Origin of the sequence: Telluria mixta, assembly GCF_029223865.1 — a bacterium.
GTDB classification, from domain to species: Bacteria; Pseudomonadota; Gammaproteobacteria; order Burkholderiales; family Burkholderiaceae_D; genus Telluria; species Telluria mixta.
The window spans coordinates 6,800,087-6,818,639 of the sequence record NZ_CP119520.1 but is presented as its reverse complement, the minus strand read 5'-3'; the positions used below and the strand labels follow the sequence as shown (position 1 = coordinate 6,818,639).

Annotated in this window: 19 protein-coding genes and 1 pseudogene; 15 read left to right on the top strand and 5 right to left on the bottom strand. The window is 65.8% G+C overall.

Annotation, left to right across the window (positions count from 1 at the left end):
* Positions 1 to 13: 13 nt before the first annotated feature.
* From P0M04_RS29965 to P0M04_RS29945, 5 genes are all read right to left on the bottom strand, one after another.
* Positions 14 to 1,582 carry a GH39 family glycosyl hydrolase gene (locus tag P0M04_RS29965; RefSeq protein ID WP_259450196.1) on the bottom strand — a complete coding sequence of 523 codons (1,569 nt, stop codon included), beginning with the start codon at positions 1,580 to 1,582 and terminating at the stop codon, positions 14 to 16.
* Between the two features lie 164 nt (positions 1,583 to 1,746).
* A complete protein-coding gene (locus P0M04_RS29960) occupies positions 1,747 to 2,898 on the bottom strand; it encodes a helix-turn-helix domain-containing protein (RefSeq protein ID WP_259450195.1) in 1,152 nt (383 codons plus the stop codon).
* Positions 2,899 to 2,986: 88 nt separating this feature from the next.
* Positions 2,987 to 3,973, bottom strand: coding sequence for a bestrophin family protein (locus P0M04_RS29955; protein WP_259450194.1), 987 nt, complete (start codon positions 3,971 to 3,973; stop codon positions 2,987 to 2,989).
* Positions 3,974 to 3,990: 17 nt separating this feature from the next.
* Positions 3,991 to 4,599, bottom strand: a complete 609-nt coding sequence (locus P0M04_RS29950; protein WP_259450193.1) for a glutathione S-transferase family protein — start codon at positions 4,597 to 4,599, stop codon at positions 3,991 to 3,993.
* Positions 4,600 to 4,702: 103 nt separating this feature from the next.
* On the bottom strand, positions 4,703 to 5,881 hold the full coding sequence (locus P0M04_RS29945; protein ID WP_259450192.1) for an MFS transporter: 1,179 nt from the start codon (positions 5,879 to 5,881) through the stop codon (positions 4,703 to 4,705).
* Between the two features lie 75 nt (positions 5,882 to 5,956).
* On the opposite strand from P0M04_RS29945, the gene P0M04_RS29940 reads away from it, so the two are divergent.
* The 15 genes and pseudogenes from P0M04_RS29940 to P0M04_RS29870 all read left to right on the top strand — a co-directional run bounded on the left by P0M04_RS29940 (position 5,957) and on the right by P0M04_RS29870 (position 18,551).
* Complete coding sequence (locus tag P0M04_RS29940; protein ID WP_259450191.1) at positions 5,957 to 6,850, top strand: LysR substrate-binding domain-containing protein; 894 nt, start codon at positions 5,957 to 5,959, stop codon at positions 6,848 to 6,850.
* Positions 6,851 to 6,961: 111 nt separating this feature from the next.
* On the top strand, positions 6,962 to 7,300 hold the full coding sequence (locus tag P0M04_RS29935; protein ID WP_259450190.1) for a UxaA family hydrolase: 339 nt from the start codon (positions 6,962 to 6,964) through the stop codon (positions 7,298 to 7,300).
* Complete coding sequence (locus P0M04_RS29930) at positions 7,297 to 8,526, top strand: UxaA family hydrolase (protein WP_259450189.1); 1,230 nt, start codon at positions 7,297 to 7,299, stop codon at positions 8,524 to 8,526. Before P0M04_RS29935 ends, P0M04_RS29930 begins: the two co-directional genes overlap by 4 nt.
* 1 nt (position 8,527) lies before the next feature.
* Positions 8,528 to 9,499 (top strand): aldo/keto reductase, encoded by a 972-nt coding sequence (locus tag P0M04_RS29925; RefSeq protein WP_259450188.1) that lies wholly within the window; start codon positions 8,528 to 8,530, stop codon positions 9,497 to 9,499.
* A gap of 43 nt (positions 9,500 to 9,542) precedes the next feature.
* On the top strand, positions 9,543 to 10,409 hold the full coding sequence (locus P0M04_RS29920) for a fumarylacetoacetate hydrolase family protein (RefSeq protein WP_259450187.1): 867 nt from the start codon (positions 9,543 to 9,545) through the stop codon (positions 10,407 to 10,409).
* Between the two features lie 52 nt (positions 10,410 to 10,461).
* Positions 10,462 to 11,763: an L-fucose:H+ symporter permease gene (gene fucP / locus P0M04_RS29915; RefSeq protein WP_259450186.1), complete on the top strand. Its 1,302-nt coding sequence runs from the start codon at positions 10,462 to 10,464 to the stop codon at positions 11,761 to 11,763.
* Positions 11,756 to 12,520 carry an SDR family NAD(P)-dependent oxidoreductase gene (locus tag P0M04_RS29910; protein ID WP_259450185.1) on the top strand — a complete coding sequence of 255 codons (765 nt, stop codon included), beginning with the start codon at positions 11,756 to 11,758 and terminating at the stop codon, positions 12,518 to 12,520. The genes fucP and P0M04_RS29910 overlap by 8 nt, the downstream gene beginning before the upstream one ends.
* 9 nt (positions 12,521 to 12,529) lie before the next feature.
* Positions 12,530 to 13,660 carry an FMN-dependent L-lactate dehydrogenase LldD gene (gene lldD, locus P0M04_RS29905; protein ID WP_259450184.1) on the top strand — a complete coding sequence of 377 codons (1,131 nt, stop codon included), beginning with the start codon at positions 12,530 to 12,532 and terminating at the stop codon, positions 13,658 to 13,660.
* 129 nt (positions 13,661 to 13,789) lie between these two features.
* Positions 13,790 to 14,799: pseudogene (locus P0M04_RS29900) on the top strand (zinc-binding alcohol dehydrogenase family protein).
* 79 nt (positions 14,800 to 14,878) lie between these two features.
* Positions 14,879 to 15,793 carry a GntR family transcriptional regulator gene (locus tag P0M04_RS29895; protein WP_259450183.1) on the top strand — a complete coding sequence of 305 codons (915 nt, stop codon included), beginning with the start codon at positions 14,879 to 14,881 and terminating at the stop codon, positions 15,791 to 15,793.
* A 25-nt stretch (positions 15,794 to 15,818) separates the two neighbouring features.
* Entirely contained in the window at positions 15,819 to 16,649 is an 831-nt protein-coding gene (locus tag P0M04_RS29890) for an amidohydrolase family protein (RefSeq protein WP_259450182.1), read from the top strand.
* A gap of 10 nt (positions 16,650 to 16,659) precedes the next feature.
* On the top strand, positions 16,660 to 16,989 hold the full coding sequence (locus P0M04_RS29885; RefSeq protein ID WP_259450181.1) for an L-rhamnose mutarotase: 330 nt from the start codon (positions 16,660 to 16,662) through the stop codon (positions 16,987 to 16,989).
* Between the two features lie 365 nt (positions 16,990 to 17,354).
* The gene (locus P0M04_RS29880; RefSeq protein ID WP_259450180.1) at positions 17,355 to 17,660 is read left to right on the top strand and encodes a hypothetical protein; all 306 of its coding nucleotides are present in this window, start codon (positions 17,355 to 17,357) and stop codon (positions 17,658 to 17,660) included.
* Between the two features lie 77 nt (positions 17,661 to 17,737).
* Positions 17,738 to 18,028, top strand: coding sequence for a hypothetical protein (locus P0M04_RS29875; protein WP_259450179.1), 291 nt, complete (start codon positions 17,738 to 17,740; stop codon positions 18,026 to 18,028).
* 73 nt (positions 18,029 to 18,101) lie between these two features.
* Positions 18,102 to 18,551 (top strand): hypothetical protein, encoded by a 450-nt coding sequence (locus tag P0M04_RS29870; RefSeq protein ID WP_259450178.1) that lies wholly within the window; start codon positions 18,102 to 18,104, stop codon positions 18,549 to 18,551.
* Positions 18,552 to 18,553: the final 2 nt, after the last annotated feature.

The window sequence follows — 18,553 nt, the reverse complement described above, 5'->3', positions numbered from 1 at the left end:
CGGTGGTGGTTGATCAGCGGTTGCGGTTCAGTTCGAGCAGGTAGACGTCGTTCTCGCGCAGCGGCAGCGACAGGTGCAGCCGGCCATCCGCGCCGACGCGCATCCGCTTTTGCTGCGACGGTTTGCCGGTGGCGGCCGCCTTCAGGTCCTTGACCTGCCGGATCGTGAGCTGCCTGGGCGAGCCCATGCCGACGTAGGCCGTGAACGCGTCGTTCTGCCGGTAGCCCACCTGCGAGGTGGCGAGGGTATAGCTGCCGGGCTTCAGGCCCTTCAGGTCGACCTCGACCTGGCCCTTGCCCTGGGCCGGCAGGTCGCGGATGAAATATTGCTGGTTGTTCGTCTTCGGCGGCAGCGTGTACGTGTAATCCCAAAGCAGGACCTGGACATTGCCCTTGCCGTCCGTCGTCGCGATGGACTGCTTGTCCGCATTGTCCAGTTCATGCGGCGCGAGACGGTTCAGGAACTGATAGGCGAAATATGCGGGCTTCTTGATGCCCTGCGTGTTCATCAGCCCGAATCCACCGTGGAAGGCTTCGAAACGCGGACCCGGTTCTTCGAAAATGTCGGTGAATACCCAGTACGACATCGATTGCGCGGTATTGCCGACCTGTTTCAGTTTCTGGAGAATATAGGCGGCCTGGTGGTAGCTGTCGTGGGTCGGATCCGCCGGCGTATAGGACGAGCTCCATTCCGTGTAATGCAATTCGAGATTCGGCATGGCCGAGGCCGCGATTTCCTTTCGATTCTTTTCGACGTCGTTGCTGATCGCGCCATGGTCCGGACTGAGTACCGTCCCGGTCGTTCCATATTCGTCGAGATAACCCTGGTTGACGCCGTACGTATGGGTGCTGACGAAATCGAGCGGCACGCCGTTGCGATGGCAATAATCGATCATTTCCGGAATCCAGGCAGCGCCCGCGGTCGCCGGTCCGCCGACCTTGTATTTCGGATTCACGCTCTTGATCGCCTGCGCCGCCGCAGTGTAGAGCTTGAAATACTCCTGCTGCGTACCGGCCCAGAATCCGTCGAGATTCGGCTCGTTCCAGACTTCGAAATACCAGGTCGCGACTTCATCGGCACCGTAGCGTTCGGTCCAGTGGTCGGTCAGCGCTTTGACGAGTTTTCCCCACTTTTCATAACTGCGCGGCGGCGTGACATTGCCGCGCCACCAGAAAATCGTTTTATCGCCGCTGGCCATTGCCGCCGGCATGAATCCCAATTCGACGAATGGTTTGATGCCGATACTCAGCAGGTAATCGTAGAGCGCATCGATATACTGGAAATTATAGAGCTCATTGCCGCGGGCATCGACGCGGTACACACCCATGTCGTCGCTGAGCAGTCCGTGCATGCGGATATACCGGAAGCCGGCATCGCGTTTAATGTCGGCCAATTGTTGCTGCCAGTCGGCGCGCAGGCCTTCGTTGGCGCGCCCGGCGCCGACCGCCATGTTGAACGTTTTATTCAATGGCCCCTGCACCCGATTGACGTCGACGTCGATATGGCGTTGCTGGGCCTGGCTGTGGATCGTGAAGAGGGAAAGGGCGCAGAACAGCGCCGTGGCGATGGTTTTGGATGTCATGTGCCTGACCGTGGTTGTCGTATCGCCGCGAGCCGCCGCGGCGATTTGTCTCGGGCAACATGCTAGGCCGGCCGGGAGGTCGGCATTAACGCCGCCTCGGGAAAACCTTCAACAACGGCGGAAGTTGAAGGTTTTCCGCCAAAAGTGTTAGAACGAGGCCCCTGCTAGGCGCGCGTCACGGCCCGGAACGCCTTCGGTGTGGAGCCGTACTCTTCCTTGAACAGCTTGTTGAAGTAGGAAACGTTGCTGTACCCGACCGAATAGGCGATTTCCGCGACGGTGGCGGATTCTTTTTCGGACAGCAGCCGCGCCGCTTCCGTCAGGCGCAATTTGTTCAGATAACCGCTGAACGTGAAGCCGAATTCGCTCTTCAATACGTCGTTGATCTTTCCGCGCGTTACACCGACTTCCCTGGCCATCGATTCGACATCGAGGTCCGGATCCGTATAATGCAACGCCATATGCCGCAAAATGGCCGCTTTTTCCTTGTCGCGATGCGGTTCCATCGATAATTGCTGATAAGCGATCAGCGGCAAATCCCTCTGCATCCGGGAATTGAGGTGCGCGACGAGGGCCCGGGTGTGGGCGCGGAAAAACCACACCCCGAATATCGCCCAACCGACAACGAGAACAAGCGCGGTAACGACCGGATAACGATAATCGCGGCCATTCAGCTCGAGTTCACGAATGTCGACTTCGGAATGCGTATCCATCGGACTTTGAAGAGTGCTCCCGAACGCGAATTTCGGCACCTGGTCGAGCCGGTAATGATGGCTCGATAAATCCGTTTTAAACCTGTCGAACCACCATTGCTGGGTTTCCATGCGCGTGAGATCGATCACGACCCGGGACGGTTTTTCATTGCATTTGAAGAATGCCGACATGATCCGATAACTCACCATATCGTCGCGCCGGGACGTCGTCGGATCGAATGTCGGAATCGTCAGCGTCAGAGTATTGGCCGGCACGCATTTCACGATGAATGACGCCGTCGCATATTTCGTCAGGTCGTGCCATACCTGTTTGCCGTTTCCATCGTCGAACAGCATATCGACCGCGGCATGCGGATGTGGCGTCAGCGGCGATACCGTGAATGCGAGACGCAGCGTCGGACTCGTTTCGCGAATCTCCATGACGGATCTGCCACGTTCGCCCACATCGGCATCGGGCTGGACGTGCCATGAGATGTCGCGATCGCCCAATTCCTGCAGGGGTGTCGATACATGGGCGCGATCGATGCAGAACAACACCAGTAAAACACTTGCGGCCAGCATGCACAGGAAAACGATCAGGGTGCGGTTGTAAAACTCGTGCATGTCGAACGGCGAATGGCGAATAGGATGCTCGGAATGGGGCCTGCGTGGCCGGTGCATCATGATAAGCCATGTTGCGTGCCGATACCGGCTAGAGCAGGATGTGGCCACCCGGCGGTGGCGACGTCCGGTCGTGTGCCAGGCCATGCAGCGCACTCAGTTCGTGCTCGATCGACCGCGCCAGGTACGTGATCGGGACGTCGTTGGCACTGCCTTCGAACGGATTCTCCGTGCTTTCGCCGACCTGGTCGAGCGCCAGGTACATCCAGCCGATCAGCACGCTGAAGGGGATGGCGAGCCATGCGGCCTGCGCGCCAAGGCGCGCGAATTTCCCGACCGTGCCTACCGGAAGCAGCAGCGCGAACAGCCAGACGAACAGCGAATTGACGATCGCGTACTGGCGGGGATACGGAAAATTCTTGATGCGCTGGGCGCGCGCATGCTGGTCGATCAGGTCCTTCAGCGTTTTCTGCATCTCCGCGTATTGCAGCATCTGCAGCGCCTGCTTGCGGAACAGGTCGCGGATGGCGCGACTTTGCGTGGATATCAGCGCCCCCGGAATGTCGTCGCCGGCCAGCAGTTGCGCGACGGCGTCCGGCGGCAGGTATCGGGCAAGTTCGGTCCCGAGCGGCACGCTGTGTTCCGCCACGACGAACGTACGTTCCTGGTACTCGGCATTCTGCGCGGACGCGGCCGCTTCCCAGACGCGGGGCGCGCGCAGCTGGTAACGGACGGCGGTCAGCCAGGCCAGGTGCCTGGCGACGAGGTCGTGGACGGCATGCTCGTCGGTGGGAAAGTCGCGGCAGAGCAGGCCCCAGTAGCGGCTGGCCGCCGTGATCGACGACCAGATCTGTTGCGCTTCGACTGTGCGGCCGTAGCTTTGCGAGTTCTTGAACCCGACGATGAACGACGCGGCCGTGCCCAGCAGCGCGAGCACGGGCCACGGCACGGACAACCCGTGCCAGCCGCCCAGCTGGTGCAGCGCCACCACCGCGCCGGCGACGGCCGCGAGCGGGTAGATCCGGCGCCGGGTCCAGTGCAGGAACTCGAACAGTCCGTAGGATCTGCCGATATGCACGGTTCTCTCCTCCGGCGTCAGTCTTCCTCGGCGCGCAGCGCCTGGCGGACGGCCGGGTCGAGCGACATGCGCTCGTGGAACGCCGCCAGCGCATCCAGGCCCGCCATGTCGACGCCTTTCGCGTGCGCCCAGCGCAGCACGACGTACAGGTAGGGATCGGCGATCGAGCGGTGTCCCGCGAGCCAGTCGCGGTCAGCGAGCTCGCCGTCGAGCCGTTCGAGGTAGGTCCGGACATGGCGGCACGCGTTGATTGCCAGCGCTTCGTCCAGGTCGCGTTCGTCGAGGAAGCGCGCCGGCGCGAACAGGGGCTTGAAGGCCTTGTGGACGTCGGAGTTGAGGAAGGCCAGCCAGCGCATGACCTCGGCCCGGCCGCGCGGCGTGCCGTCGCCCGCCAGTTGCGCGTGCGGGTGGAGGTCGGCCAGGTAGCCGAGGATGGCGACGTTTTCCGTCAGGGCGAAAGCGTCGTGCACGAGCAGCGGCACGTTCCCGCCCGGATTGAGCGCCAGGTAGTCCGGCGACTTGATCGAGTCGAGCGTCATCGGCACGATCTCGTGCGGCACGCCGAGCCAGCCGAGAACGATCAGGTCGGCCAGCGAACAGGCGCCGCGCATGTGGTAGAGCTGCATGGTGTCTCCAGGATGGTCGAAAGCGTTGCCACTATCGCACCGGACGACGCCGCGCATTGGTGTATTTTCCGCACCGGGTTGCGTCCCGCGGCGCACGGCATGGTCAAGCGGGCGCCAGCGCCTGCCCCACGGGTTCCAGCCGGCGCAGGCGCAGCGCGATCAGCAGGGCGGCGCCGAGCAATACGCCCAGCAGCGCCACGACACCGCCCCAGCCGCCGTGTTCCCACAACACGCCGCACAGCCAGCCGACGACGCTCGAGCCGAGATAATAAAAGCACAGGTACAGCGCGGAGGCAAGCGCCTGCTGCGTGCGGGCGCGCCGGCCCACCCAGCTGCTGGCGATCGAATGCGACGCGAAGAAGCCGAACGTGAAGACCGCCATGCCGGCCACGATGACGGCGACGTTGTGGGCGAGGGTCAGCAGCAGGCCCGCGAGCATCGTGCCCATCACTGTCCACAGCACGTGGCGCCGGCCCAGGCGGTCGGCGCGGCGGCCGGCCCACACGGAACTGAAGATGCCCAGCAAATACAGCAGGGAGATGCCGCCCACCACGCTCTGGCGCAGCCCGAACGGTGCGCTCAGCAGCCGGAAGCCGATCACGTTATAGGCGCTCACGAAACAGCCCATCAGCAGGAACGACAGGGCGAACAGCCAGGGCAGGCCGCCGTCGCCGAAATGGCCGCGCAGGCCGTGCAGCAGCGCCGGCACGCCGCCCGACGACGGCCGGAAGTTGCGCGACACCGGCAGGCTGCGCCAGAATTCCCAGGCCGCCAGCAGGCCCGCGACGCCCATCACGGCGAACGCGGCGCGCCACGACACGAAGTCGGACAGCACGGCCGCCAGCACGCGGCCGACCATGCCGCCGAATGCATTGCCGCTGATGTACAGGCCCATCGACACGCCGAGCGACGCCGGCTCGATCTCCTCGCTCAGATAGGCCATCGCGACGGCGGGCATGCCGCCCAGCGCGAGGCCCAGCAGCGTGCGCGCCGCCAGCAGCTGCGGGTACGTACGGGCGCCCGCGGCCAGCAGCGTCATCAGCGCGGCGACGACCAGCGCGACAACCATCATCGTCTTGCGGCCCAGCCGGTCGGACAGGACGGACGAGAACAGCAGCGACACGGCCAGCGCACCTGTCGAGAGCGACAGCGACAGGCTGCTCTGCGCGGGCGTGAGCCCGAAATCGTGCGCCAGCAGGGGCATCAGCGGCTGCACGCAATACAGCAGGGCGAAGCAGGAAAAGCCGCCGAAGAACAGGGCGCGGTTGGTACGATTCGTCATGGCCCCATCCTAGGATTGCCGGATACGACCGTCCAATATATATTTGTGGCGTTACTTATCGTTTAAAAATATAAGATGGAACTCAGGCACCTGCGTTACTTCGTGGCCGTGGCGGAGGAGCTGAGCTTTACGCGCGCCGCCGAGCGGCTGCACATCGGCCAGCCGCCACTGAGCCAGCAGATCCAGGCGCTGGAACACGAGATCGGCGCCCGGCTGTTCGAGCGCAACAAGCGGCGCGTGCTGCTGACGGAAGCGGGGCGGGTGTTCCTCGCCGACGCGCGGCGCATGCTGGCGCTGGGCGAGCAGGCCAAGGAGACGGCGCGCCGCGCCCACCTGGGCGAAACGGGCGAGCTGCGCGTCGGGTTCACGTTTTCCACGCCGTTCACGCCGCTGTTCGCCCGGGTCGTGCGGCGCTACCGCCAGCAGTATCCGGGCGTGCGGCTGACGTTCCACGAAATCCCCACGCAGCCGCAGCTGGCGAAGATCGAGGCGCGCGAACTGGACGTGGGCTTCGTGCGGCCGGGGCCCATGCCGCTGCCGCGCACGGTGGCGCTGACGATGCTGCGCCAGGATCCGCTGCGGCTCGTGCTGCCTGCCGACTCGCCGCTGGCGCGGCAAAAGAAGATCGCGGTGAAGGAGCTGGCCGACCAGGCGTTCGTCGTCTTCCCCGAAAAGACGGGCACGGGCATCTACCACCAGATCTTCGACCTGTGCCGCGCTGCCGGCTTCGTGCCGCAGATCGCGATGGAGGCGGGCGAGCCGTCGACGATCATCGGCCTCGTCGCCGCCGGTTGCGGCATCTCCGTGCTGCCCAGCTCATTCGAAGGCATCCACATGGACGGCGTCGTCTACCGGCCGCTCGCCGACCCGGATGCCACCACCGCGATGCTGCTCGCGCGCCACGCCGAGGGCGGCGGCCCGCTCGTGGATGCGTTCGTGGCGCTGGCCCGGGCAGCGGCGGAAGCCTAGAAGAAGCCCAACCTCGCGATGTTGCGGCGCACCATGGCAAACAGTCGTATGTTTTGAATTTATAGAATACAATTGACGCGTCATCGTTCAAGTCAGCCGTAAAGGATCGTCATGTCCAGCACCACCCCAGCGCAGGCGGGCAGCCTGCTGCTCATGTCGCGCGAGGATAACTGCCTCATCGCGCGCGTCGACCTCAAGGCCGGCGCCACGGTCGTCATCGACGGCCGCGAGGTGGCGCTCCCCGGCGACGTCCGCCTGGGCCACAAGGTCGCACGGCACGACCTGGCCCCCGGCGACAAGGTCCTGCGCTACGGCGCCATCATCGGCACGGCCACGGTGCCCGTCGCCATCGGCGCGCACATCCACACGCATAACCTCGAAAGCGACTACATCCCGACCTTCACGCTGGATGAAGACGGCCACCATTTCATCGGAAACAAAGCACCATGACCACCTCCACCGACATCGCCCTGGCCGACCTGGCCGGCTATCCGCGCGCGGACGGGCGCAAGGGCATCCGCAACGTCGTCGTCGTCGCCTATCTCGTCGAATGCGCGCACCACGTCGCGCGACTGATCGTGAATGCCTTCCCCGGCCAGCCCGTGCACCTGATCGGCTTCCCGGGCTGCTACCCCAACGAATACGCCGACACGATCATGCGCCGCGTGCTCACGCACCCGAACGTGGGCGCGGCGCTGCTCGTGTCGCTCGGCTGCGAGAGCTTCGACAAGAACGGCGTGGCGCAAGCCGTGGCCGACAGCGGACGGCCCGTCCACACGGTCACGATCCAGGACGTCGGCGGCACGCGTTCCGGCGTGAAGAGCGGCGTCGAATGGGTGCAGTGGGCCGTCGAGGACCTGGCGCGCCAGGAGCGCGTGCCGATGCGCCTCGACGAACTGGTCGTGGCGACGATCTGCGGCGGTTCCGACAGCACGAGCGGCATCACGGCCAATCCGGCCGTCGGCGCGGCGTTCGACCGCCTGATCGCGGCGGGCAGCGCCTGCGTGTTCGAGGAGACCGGTGAACTGGTCGGCTGCGAATTCCACATGAAGCGCCGCGCCGTCACGCCGGAACTGGGCGACGAGATCGTCAAGACGGTCGAGAAGGCGTCGCGCTACTACACGATCATGGGCCACGGCAGTTTCGCGCCGGGCAATGCGGACGGCGGCCTGACGACGCTGGAAGAAAAATCGCTGGGCGCATACGCGAAAAGCGGCGCGTCGCCGATCAGCGGCATCATCAAGCCGGGCGACCAGCCGCCCACCGGCGGCCTGTACCTGCTGGACGTGGTGCCGGACGGCGAGCCGCGCTTCGGTTTCCCGAACATCTCCGACAATGCCGAGATCGTGGAACTGATCGCGTGTGGCGCGCACGTGACCCTGTTCACGACGGGCCGCGGGTCCGTGGTCGGCTCGGCCATTTCTCCCGTCATCAAGGTGTGCGCGAACCCGGCGACGTATGAACGCCTGGCGGACGACATGGACGTCAACGCGGGCCGCATCCTGACGGGCCATGCGAGCATCGAGGAAGTCGGCGACGAAATCGTCGGCCTCGTCGCCCGCGTGGCGAACGGCGAGTGCACGAAATCGGAAGACCTGGGCCACCAGGAATTCATCCTCACGTACAAGCAGTTCGAGCCGATCGGGCCGCGCTGCCTGCCGTTGAAGGTGGCGTGACATGAACGTCTCCAGACTGGGCCTCGGCTGCGCGCAACTGGGCGGCCTGTACGACCCGATGACGGAAGCGGACGCGTACGCGCTCGTCGACGCCGCCTGGGACCTCGGCATCCGCTATTTCGACACCGCGCCATACTACGGTTTTACCCTGTCCGAACACCGCCTCGGCGCCGCGCTGCGCGCGCGGCCGCGCGGCGACTACATGATCAGCACCAAGGTCGGCCGCCTGATGTGGCCCGATCCGGCCGTGCGCCCGGGCGAATGCGGGTGGGCGGCGCCGCTGCCGTTCCGGCCCCATTACGACTACACGTACGACGGCGTCATGCGCTCGTACGAGGACAGCCTGCAGCGCCTCGGCCTGGACCGCGTGGACATGCTGTACGTGCACGACATCGGCCGCGTCACCCACGGCGACCGCCATGCGCACTACTGGAAGCAGCTGGGCGACGGCGGCGGCTTCCGCGCGCTCGAGCAGTTGCGCGACGAAGGTGCGATCAAGGGATTCGGCCTCGGCGTCAACGAGTGGGAAGTGATCGCCGACGCGCTGGACGTGTGCGCGCTCGACTGCGTGCTGCTGGCCGGGCGCTACACCCTGCTGGAGCAGGCTTCCCTGGGCCCGCTGATGGACCGTTGCGCGCGCGACGGGACGGACGTCGTGATCGGCGGCCCGTTCAACTCCGGCATCCTGGCGGGCACGAACAAATTCAATTACGAGGAGGCCCCGGCGGCCGTCGTCGAGCGGGTGCGCGCCATTGCCGCCGTCTGCCGCGACTTCGACGCGCCTTTGCAGGCCGCCGCGCTGCAATTCCCGATGGCGCATCCGGCCGTCGTGTCGTGCATCCCCGGCGCCCAGAACATCGACCAGCTGCGCCGCAACGCGCACTGGTTTTCCCAGCCGCTGCCGGCGGGCCTGTGGACCGCGCTCAAGGATGCGGGCCTGCTGGACCCGGCCGCGCCAGTGCCGTCGACTTGATCTTCCGCTTGATCTTTTCATATCACCGTACCAAAGGAATACCATGAAACTGCTGCGATTCGGCCCGAAGGGCGCCGAGAAACCTGGCCTGATGGACGCCGACGGCGTGATCCGCGACCTGTCCGGCGTGCTGCCCGACCTGACCTCGGCCCAGCTGGCCGCCGGCGCGATCGCGCGCCTGTCCGACGTCGACCCGAGCCGCCTGCCCGTCGTGGAGCAGCCGGTCCGCTACGCACCCGTCGTCGCCGACATCGGTAAGCTGATTTGCGTGGGCCTGAACTACTCGGACCACGCGGCCGAATCGGGCATGGCCGTTCCCGCCGAGCCGGTGTTGTTCACGAAGGCGACCAGTTCGATCATCGGCTGCAACGACGCCGTCGTGCTGCCGCGCGGTTCGGTCAAGAGCGACTGGGAAGTGGAGCTCGGCGTCGTCATCGGCAAGCGCGCGCGCTACGTCGACGAAGCCAGCGCCCTCGATTACGTGGCCGGCTATTGCGTCGTGAACGACCTGTCCGAGCGCGAATACCAGCTGGAGCGGGGCGGCCAGTGGGACAAGGGCAAGGGCTGCGACACGTTCGGCCCCGTCGGTCCGTGGCTCGTGACGACCGACGAAGTGCCGGATCCGCAGAACCTGGACATGTGGCTGGAAGTGAACGGCAAACGCTACCAGACGGGCAACACCCGCACGATGGTGTTCACCGTCGCGCACCTGGTCAGCTACATCAGCCGTTTCATGACGCTGCAGCCGGGCGACGTGATCAGCACCGGCACCCCGCCGGGCGTGGGCCTCGGCCAGAAGCCGGATCCGGTCTACCTGGAACCGGGCGACCGCATGCGCCTCGGCATCGAAGGGCTGGGCGAGCAGGAACAGACCGTCCACGCCTGGAACGAGGCACTGATCGACGGCTGATCGTTTCTCATCAAAAAAGGCGCACGAGCGCCAGCACGGAGACTTTGCAGACATGACGGACCCCTCGACGCGGCAGTACCGGTTTTCCCTCGTGATGATCACCACACTGTTTTTCATGTGGGGGTTCGTCCACAATCTCGACCCGATCCTGATCCCGCACCTGCGGCGTTCGTTCAGCCTGACGGTGCTGCAGTCGGCGCTGGTGGATTCGGCCGTGTTCATCGCCTACTTCGTGATGGCGCTGCCGGCGGGCCTGCTGATCCGCCGGGCAGGGTACAAGGCGGCGATCATCTGCGGCCTGCTGCTGTTCGCGACCGGCTCTATGATGTTCATCCCGGCCGCGAACACGCAGCAGTACGTGGTGTTCCTGGCCGCGCTGTTCACCATCGCGTGCGGCCTGACGATCCTGGAAACGGCGGCCAATCCGTATGTGACGCTGCTGGGCCGGCCGGACCGCGCGGCCCAGCGCATCAACCTGGCCCAGTCGTTCAACGGCCTGGCCGCCACCCTGGCGCCGATCATCGGCGCGCGCCTGATCCTCGTGCACGGCGCCGACGACGCGCAGCTCGCCGCGATGCCGGAAGCGGCGCGCCAGGCGGCGCTGGCGGCGGAAGCGGCCAGCGTGAAGGGGCCGTACATGATGCTGGGGCTCGTCATCCTCGCCATCGCCGTCGTGTTCTGGTTCCTGAAACTGCCGGAAGTCGGCGGCCGGTCGGACAACGCGCCGGCCAAGAGTTCGCTCGGCGAGGCGCTGGCCGTGCCGTCGATCCGCCGCGGCGCGATCGCCCAGTTTTTCTACGTGGGCGCGCAGGTGTGCGTGTTCAGCTTCTTCATCCTGTACGCCACCCGGTCGGCGGGCGTGTCGCCGGTGACGGCGGCGGACTACCTCGGGTGGGGCTGCGGCATGGCGTTCATGGTGGGCCGCTTCGTCGGCACGGGCCTGATGCGCGTCGTGGCGCCGGCCCGGCTGCTGTGGATGTACGCGCTGGCCTGCATGGCGCTGGCGGCGGTGGCGATGGTGGCGCAGGGCGTCGCCAGCCTCGCGGCGGTGATCGGCATCGCGTTCTTCATGTCGATCATGTTCCCCACCATTTTCTCGCTGGGCCTGCAGGGCGCCGGCCATCACGCCGACATGGGCAGCGGCCTGATCATCATGGCTATCGTGGGCGGCGCGTTGCTGCCGCTGCTGTTCGGCTACGTCAGCGACGTGACGCACAACGTGCAGTACGGCTATGCGGTGCCGCTGCTGTGCTTCGTCGTCATCGCCTGGTTCGCGCGCGCCTGCCTGCTGCAGGACAGCCGGGATGCGCGCACCGCCACGGCATCTTCCATGGGAGTCACGAAACGTGTTTGAACTGAATGACAAGACCGCCGTCGTCACTGGCGGCGGCAGCGGCATCGGCAAGGCGATCGCCCAGCTGTTCGCGCGCCAGGGGGCGCATGTCCACGTGGTCGACCTGAACGACGCCGCCTGCGTGCAGGTGGTGCGCGAGATCCGGGAAGAGGCCGGCCGCGTCACCTCGCACGCCTGCGACGTGTCGCGCCAGGCCGACGTGGAAGCGCTGATGGCAACGATCGGCCCGTTCGACATCCTCGTCAACAACGCCGGCATCGCCCACATCGGCAAGGCCGACACGACGAGCGAAGAGGACTTCGACCGCGTCATGAGCGTGAACGTCAAGGGCGTCTACAACTGCCTGCACGCCGCGATCCCGCAACTGCGCGCGAACGGCGGCGGCGTCATCCTCAACATGGCGTCCGTGGCCGCGTGGGTGGGCATCAAGGAGCGCTTCGCGTATTCCACGGCGAAGGGCGCCGTGATGGCGATGACGCTGTCGGTCGCGAAAGACTACCTGCAGGACGGGATCCGCTGCAATTCGATTTCTCCGGGCCGCGTGCACACGCCGTTCGTGGACGGCTTCCTCGCGCGGAATTATCCGGGCCGCGAAGCGGAGATGTTCGAGCAGCTGTCGAAGACGCAGCCGATCGGCCGCATGGCCAGGCCGGACGAAGTGGCGGCGCTCGCGCTATACTTGTGCAGCAAAGAGGCTGCCTTCATCACCGGAACCGATTATCCGATCGACGGCGGCTTCATCACCCTGAACACATAAAGCCGCTCGATGATCATTTCTTCCGCCACCGACTATCGCGAGGCGGCGCGCCGCCGTTTGCCGCCGTTCCTGTTCCATTATCTCGACGGCGGCTCCGGCACCGAGTCGACGTTGCGCCACAACGTGGACGATCTGCAGGCCGTGAGCCTGCGCCAGCGCGTGCTGAAGGGTTCCGAAACCCTCGATCTGTCGACCGAGTGGTTCGGCGTGAAGCGCGGCCTGCCGCTGGCGCTGGCCCCGATCGGCCTCGCGGGCATGTACGCGCGCCGCGGCGAGGTGCAGGCGGCGCGGGTGGCGGCGGAACGCAATATCCCGTTCATCCAGTCGACCGTCTCCGTGTGCCCGCTGGCCGAGGTGGCGGCGGAATCGTCGCAGCCGCTGTGGTGCCAGCTGTACGTACTGAAGGACCGCGGCTTCATGCGCGACTACCTGCGCCGCGCGCGCGAGCTGAACATCGATACGCTCGTGTTCACCGTCGACATGCCGGTGCCGGGCGCACGCTACCGCGACGCCCATTCCGGCATGAGCGGCCGCCACGGCCCGCTGCGCCGCGTGCTGCAGGCGATGCTGCATCCGCGCTGGGCCTTCGACGTGGGCCTGTTCGGCCGGCCGCACGACCTGGGCAACATCTCCGCCTACCGCGGCCACGCGACGGGCCTCGCGGACTACATCGGCTGGCTGGCCGCCAACTTCGATCCGGGCATCAGCTGGAGCGACCTGCAATGGATCCGCGACGAATGGCAGGGCCCCATGGTCATCAAGGGCATCCTCGACGCCGACGACGCGCGCGACGCGAAGGCGTTCGGCGCGGACGGCATCGTCGTCTCGAACCACGGCGGGCGCCAGCTGGACGGCGCACTGTCCACGGCGAAGGCGCTGCCGTCCATCGCGGCGGCGGTGAAGGGCGACCTGACGATCTTCGCCGATTCCGGCGTGCGCACGGGCCTGGACGTCGTCCGGCTGCTGGCGCTGGGCGCGGACGGCGTCCTGATCGGCCGCGCGTTCATCTACGCGCTCGCGACGGGCGGCGCGGCCGGCGTGCGCAACCTGCTCGCCATCCTCGAAAAAGACATCCGGACCAGCATGGTCCTGACGGGCGTGCAATCCGTGCGCGACATCGGGCCGGACTGCCTGGCCTGAGCCTTTCCGCCGGCGCGCTCGCGCCGGCTGCGCAATTTCATACGTGCTGATAGCGGTTTTCGTTTGCTTTGCAGCTATAAATGTTTTAAATTTATAGAATACAAAACGAAAGGCGACAACATGAGTCAGATGAAGTGCGTGGTATGCGAATCCCCCGGCGACCTGCAGCTGGGCTTCAAGCCCGTGCCGGAGGCCGGTCCGGGCGAAGTGCTGCTGCGCGTACGGCGTATCGGCGTGTGCGGCACGGACATGCATATTTTCCGCGGCACGCAGCCGTTCCTCGCGTATCCGCGCGTGATGGGGCACGAGCTGTCCGGCGAAGTGGCCACGGCGCCAGCGGGCTCCGGCCTCGCGCCGGGCGACGAGGTGTTCGTGATGCCGTACCTGTCGTGCGGCGACTGCGTCGCCTGCCGCAAGGGCAAGACGAATTGCTGCACGCGCATCCAGGTGCTGGGCGTGCACCGTGACGGCGGCATGGCCGAGTACCTCACGGTCCCGGCGCAGTTCGTCCTCAAGACGGAAGGCATCTCGCTCGACGATGCCGCGATGCTGGAATTCCTCGCCATCGGCATGCATGCGGTCCGCCGCGGCGCCGTGACCGAGGGGCAGCGCGTGCTGGTCGTCGGGCGGGGCCGATCGGCGTGGCCGTCGCCCTGTTCGCGGCGCTGAAGGGCGCGCAGGTGACGGTGCTCGACGCGCGCGCGGACCGCCTCGGCTTCTGCCGCGACGTGCTGAAGGTCGCGCACACGGTGACGGCGGGCGAGGGCGACCTCGACGCGCTGCGCGAGATCACGGGCGGCGACTTCTTCGACGCCGTGTTCGACGCCACCGGCAACATCAAGGCGATGGAGCGGGGCCTGGATTTCGTCGCCCACGGCGGCACGTACGTCCTCGTGTCGATCGTGCCGGAACGGATTTCGTTCGCCGACCCGGAATTCCACAAACGCGAGACGACCCTGCTCGGCAGCCGCAACGCGACCGTGGACGATTTCCGCGAGGTGCTCGCGGCCATGAAGGCCGGGCTGGTGCCGACGCGGGCGATGAACACGCACCGCGCCACGCTGGACGAGTTCATCGACACGCTGCCGCGCTGGATGGACCCGGCCAGCGGCGTGATCAAGGCCATCGTCGAGGTGTGAATGATGCCGCTTCCCAGCGCGGCGGCGAGTTCCGGTAGAATGGGGGATTGTCCACCCGGCGTTCTCGATTCCGGACTTCATGGCCCGACCTCCGACCATCTTCAAGCGCAGTGCGAACCTGCTGCTCCAATACATTGCCGACCACGTAAGGGTCGGCGAACCGCTGCCGACCGAGCAGCACATGGCCGAACTGGGCGAGGGCAGCCGCACGGCGATCCGCAGCGCGCTGGCGCACTTTCACGAGTGCGGCCTGATCAGCGACCTGAAGGAACGCCGGCTGCTGCGCAAGCCCGTCCGCACGGATTACTTCGACCTGGACGAGCTGCGCACGGGCGCCGACCGCATCCGCGAAGTGCTGATGGAGCGCATCTATCACAGCGACCTGCCGCCCGGCGCCGAGTTCTCGGAGACGGAGCTGGCGCGCGCGGCCGGCACGAGCACGATCAGCGTGCGCGAATTCCTGATCGGCTTCTCGCATTCGGGCCTGATCGAAAAGAAGCCGCGCGGGGGCTGGCGCCTGTGCGCGTTCGACCGCTCGTTCGCGATGGAGCTGGCCGACGTGCGCCAGATGTTCGAGTTCGCCGCGATCGACCGCTTCGCCGCGCTGCCGCCGGATTCGCCGGCCTTCGCGGAACTGCAGCAACTGATCGCGCGGCACGAGCAGCTGGGGTCCGTCATGCCGACGCACCACAAGGATTTTCCGGCGCTCGACCGCGATTTCCACGCGTTCCTGATGGGGCAACTGGACAACCGCTTCGCGCAGGGCTTCTTCGACCTCGTGTCGCTCGTGTTCCACTACCACTACCAGTGGGACAAGTCGCAGGAAATGGTGCGCAACGAGTACGCGGTGCACGAGCACCTGGACATCCTGCGCGCGCTGGCGCGGCGCGACGTCGCGGGCGCGCGCGAGGCGATGCGCGTCCACCTGAGTTCCGCACGCAGCACCCTGCTGCAATCGATCCGTGTCAGGGAAATGAAGGCGCACCCGGGCTGACGCTCCCGCGGGCGCGGGAGGAAGCATGATGCTCGTCGACGCCCATCAACACTTCTGGCGGCTGGCCGACCGCAACGGCGCATGGCCGCCGCCGGACCTGGCCGCCATCTACCGCGATTTCTTCCCCGCCGACCTGGCGCCGCTGCTCGCGCAGCACCGCGTCGCGAAGACGGTGCTCGTGCAGTCGATGCCCAACGAGGACGACACGCGCTTCATGCTCGGCCTGGCCCGCGCGCACACCTTCATCGGCGGCGTGGTCGGCTGGGTGGACCTGAAGGCGCCCGACGCGCCGGCGCGGATCGCCGCGCTCGCGGGGGACTCCCTGCTCAAAGGCTTGCGGCCCATGCTGCAGGACCTCGAGGACGACAACTGGATAGCCGACGCGGCGCTGGCGCCTGCCGTCGACGCGATGCTGCGCCATGGCCTCAGCTTCGACGCGCTGGTGCTGCCGCGCCATCTGCCCGCCCTGCATGCGTTCGCGGTACGCCATCCGGACCTGCCCATCGTGATCGACCACGGCGCCAAGCCGCTCGTCGCGGAAGGCACGCTGGAGCCGTGGCGGACCGACATCGCGCGGCTGGCCGCACTGCCGCAGGTGAGCTGCAAGCTGTCCGGACTCGTCACCGAAGCAGGCGCCGGCTGGGACGTCGACCGCCTGCGGCCGTACGTTGACCACCTGCTCGACTGCTTCGGGCCGCGCCGCCTGATCTGGGGCAGCGACTGGCCGGTGTTGAACCTGGCCGCCGATTATGCGCGCTGGCTCGGCGCCTGCGCGTCCCTGCTGGAGGGTCTGTCCGGTGCCGACCGGCTTGCCGTGTTCGGGCTGAATGCCCTGCGTTTCTACCGTATCGACTGAGGAGCTCTACATGCAAAGAATGGGAATGGTCATCGGCATCGTGCCGGAAAAGATCGCGGAATACAAAGCGCTGCACGCGGCCGTGTGGCCGCAGGTGCTGGCCCGTCTTACGGAAGCCAATGTGCGCAATTACACGATTTTCCTGCGTGAGCCGGAAAACCTGATGTTCGGCTATTGGGAATACCACGGTACGGATTTCGCCGCCGACATGGCGCATATCGCGGCCGACCCGGAAACGCAGCGCTGGTGGACGTTCTGCAGCCCGTGCCAGGTGCCGCTGGCCAGCCGCGCCGAAGGCGAGCACTGGGCGATGATGGAGCCCGTGTTCCACATGGATTGACCTGCACCCACAGCGCCGGCCGCGGCCGGCGCGTCCGTCTTGCCCCACCTGTGTTTCTCCGCCGTGCAATGCGGCAGATCCCGAATTCCCGCTTCTATCCGATCCGTGTAAATGTGTGAGAAATGTCCTTTCGGGAGGGATGATGACGTCTTTATCTTTTCAATTATCTCCGCCGCATATCGCATTTCTGTTTTGATCGATTTCATTATAAGTGTTGAGGAATTTAACATTGTCGCGGGATATGCGGCTGATTAGGATCGATATGATTCGGATGCATAAGGCAGGGATTTTCCGGCGCCGGAGTCGCAGCATCCGATGACAACCGTTGTGGTGTTCCTTTGAATTTTTTTCAGGAGTCGACCCGTATGAAAATCTCTCCCGGCATGTCGTTCAAGCTCCTCGCCCTCGCAGGCGCGATGATGGTTTCCACCGCTTTCGCGGCGAGCTACGAAGTCTGCAATGGTGCGTGTACCCGATACGCGCAGGACGCCTATGCCTCGGCGAAATCGTATTACACGACGCAGCAGACCAATTACTGCAACGGGCTGGCGGACCCGAACGCCCGATCCGCCTGCCTGGCCAGCGTGCCGGGGTACGCGGAGCAGCAGGCTCAGGGTGTCTACAGCTACGTGTACAACGAGTGCATGCGGAGCTGCAGGGCCTCGCCGTAATTTCGGATTTCCGGCAGCTCAAGAACGTCAACATTTGACATTTGAAGGAGTGCAGTCATATGAAATTCCTGTCCAGAATGCCTTTTAAATCCCTGGCGCTTGGCGCCGCCGTGGCGCTGGTCGTCTCGACCGCCTATGCCGCCACCTGGGAGCAATGCCTGCCCACGTGCACGCAGAACGCGGAGAATGCCTATAACCAGTCGAAAGCGTATTACACGCAGGCGCAAACGAATTACTGCAACAGCCTGGCGGATCCGGCGGCGAAGAATGCCTGCCTGGCCGGCGTGCCCGCGTACGCGGAACAGCAGGCGCAGAACGTGAAAACCCAGGCGTTCAATTCCTGCATGAACGGGTGCACCCACGTATAAACGCGTCGTGTCGCGTCCCGTCCGGCCAGTCCGGCCGGGACGCTTTTCATTCATCCATCGATACGGGGCCGATATGCGCCATCACCCACTCGCAGTCATGCTGGTGTCCTGCCTTTTTCCCGCGGCCGCCTGGGCCGCTCCCGCGCCGTGCAGCCTGGTCGACCAGGAAACGCTCGCGGCGCTCTCCCTCGGCGATGCCGTCATGAAGGTCGAACACAAGACCGTGCCGGCCAAGGGTCAGGTGCCCGAGCAGCACGCCGACATGTGCACGATCACGCCGCGCGTCGGGGCGTCGCCGTCCCTCGGCATCATGGTGATGCCGCTGCCCAGCAAGACCTCGTCGGCCAAACCGGTCTGCAACGACAGCACCGTGAACAATGTCGGCATGGCGTCCTGCTTCGGCGTCGCGCGCGGCCAGATGGTGAGCGTGTCGCTGACGTCTCCGATGGCGACCTTCGCCGCGCTGAACGCGACCCTGCGTGCGCGCTTCGGGCGCCTGGTCGACGGCGGCGCCGCGAAGTGACC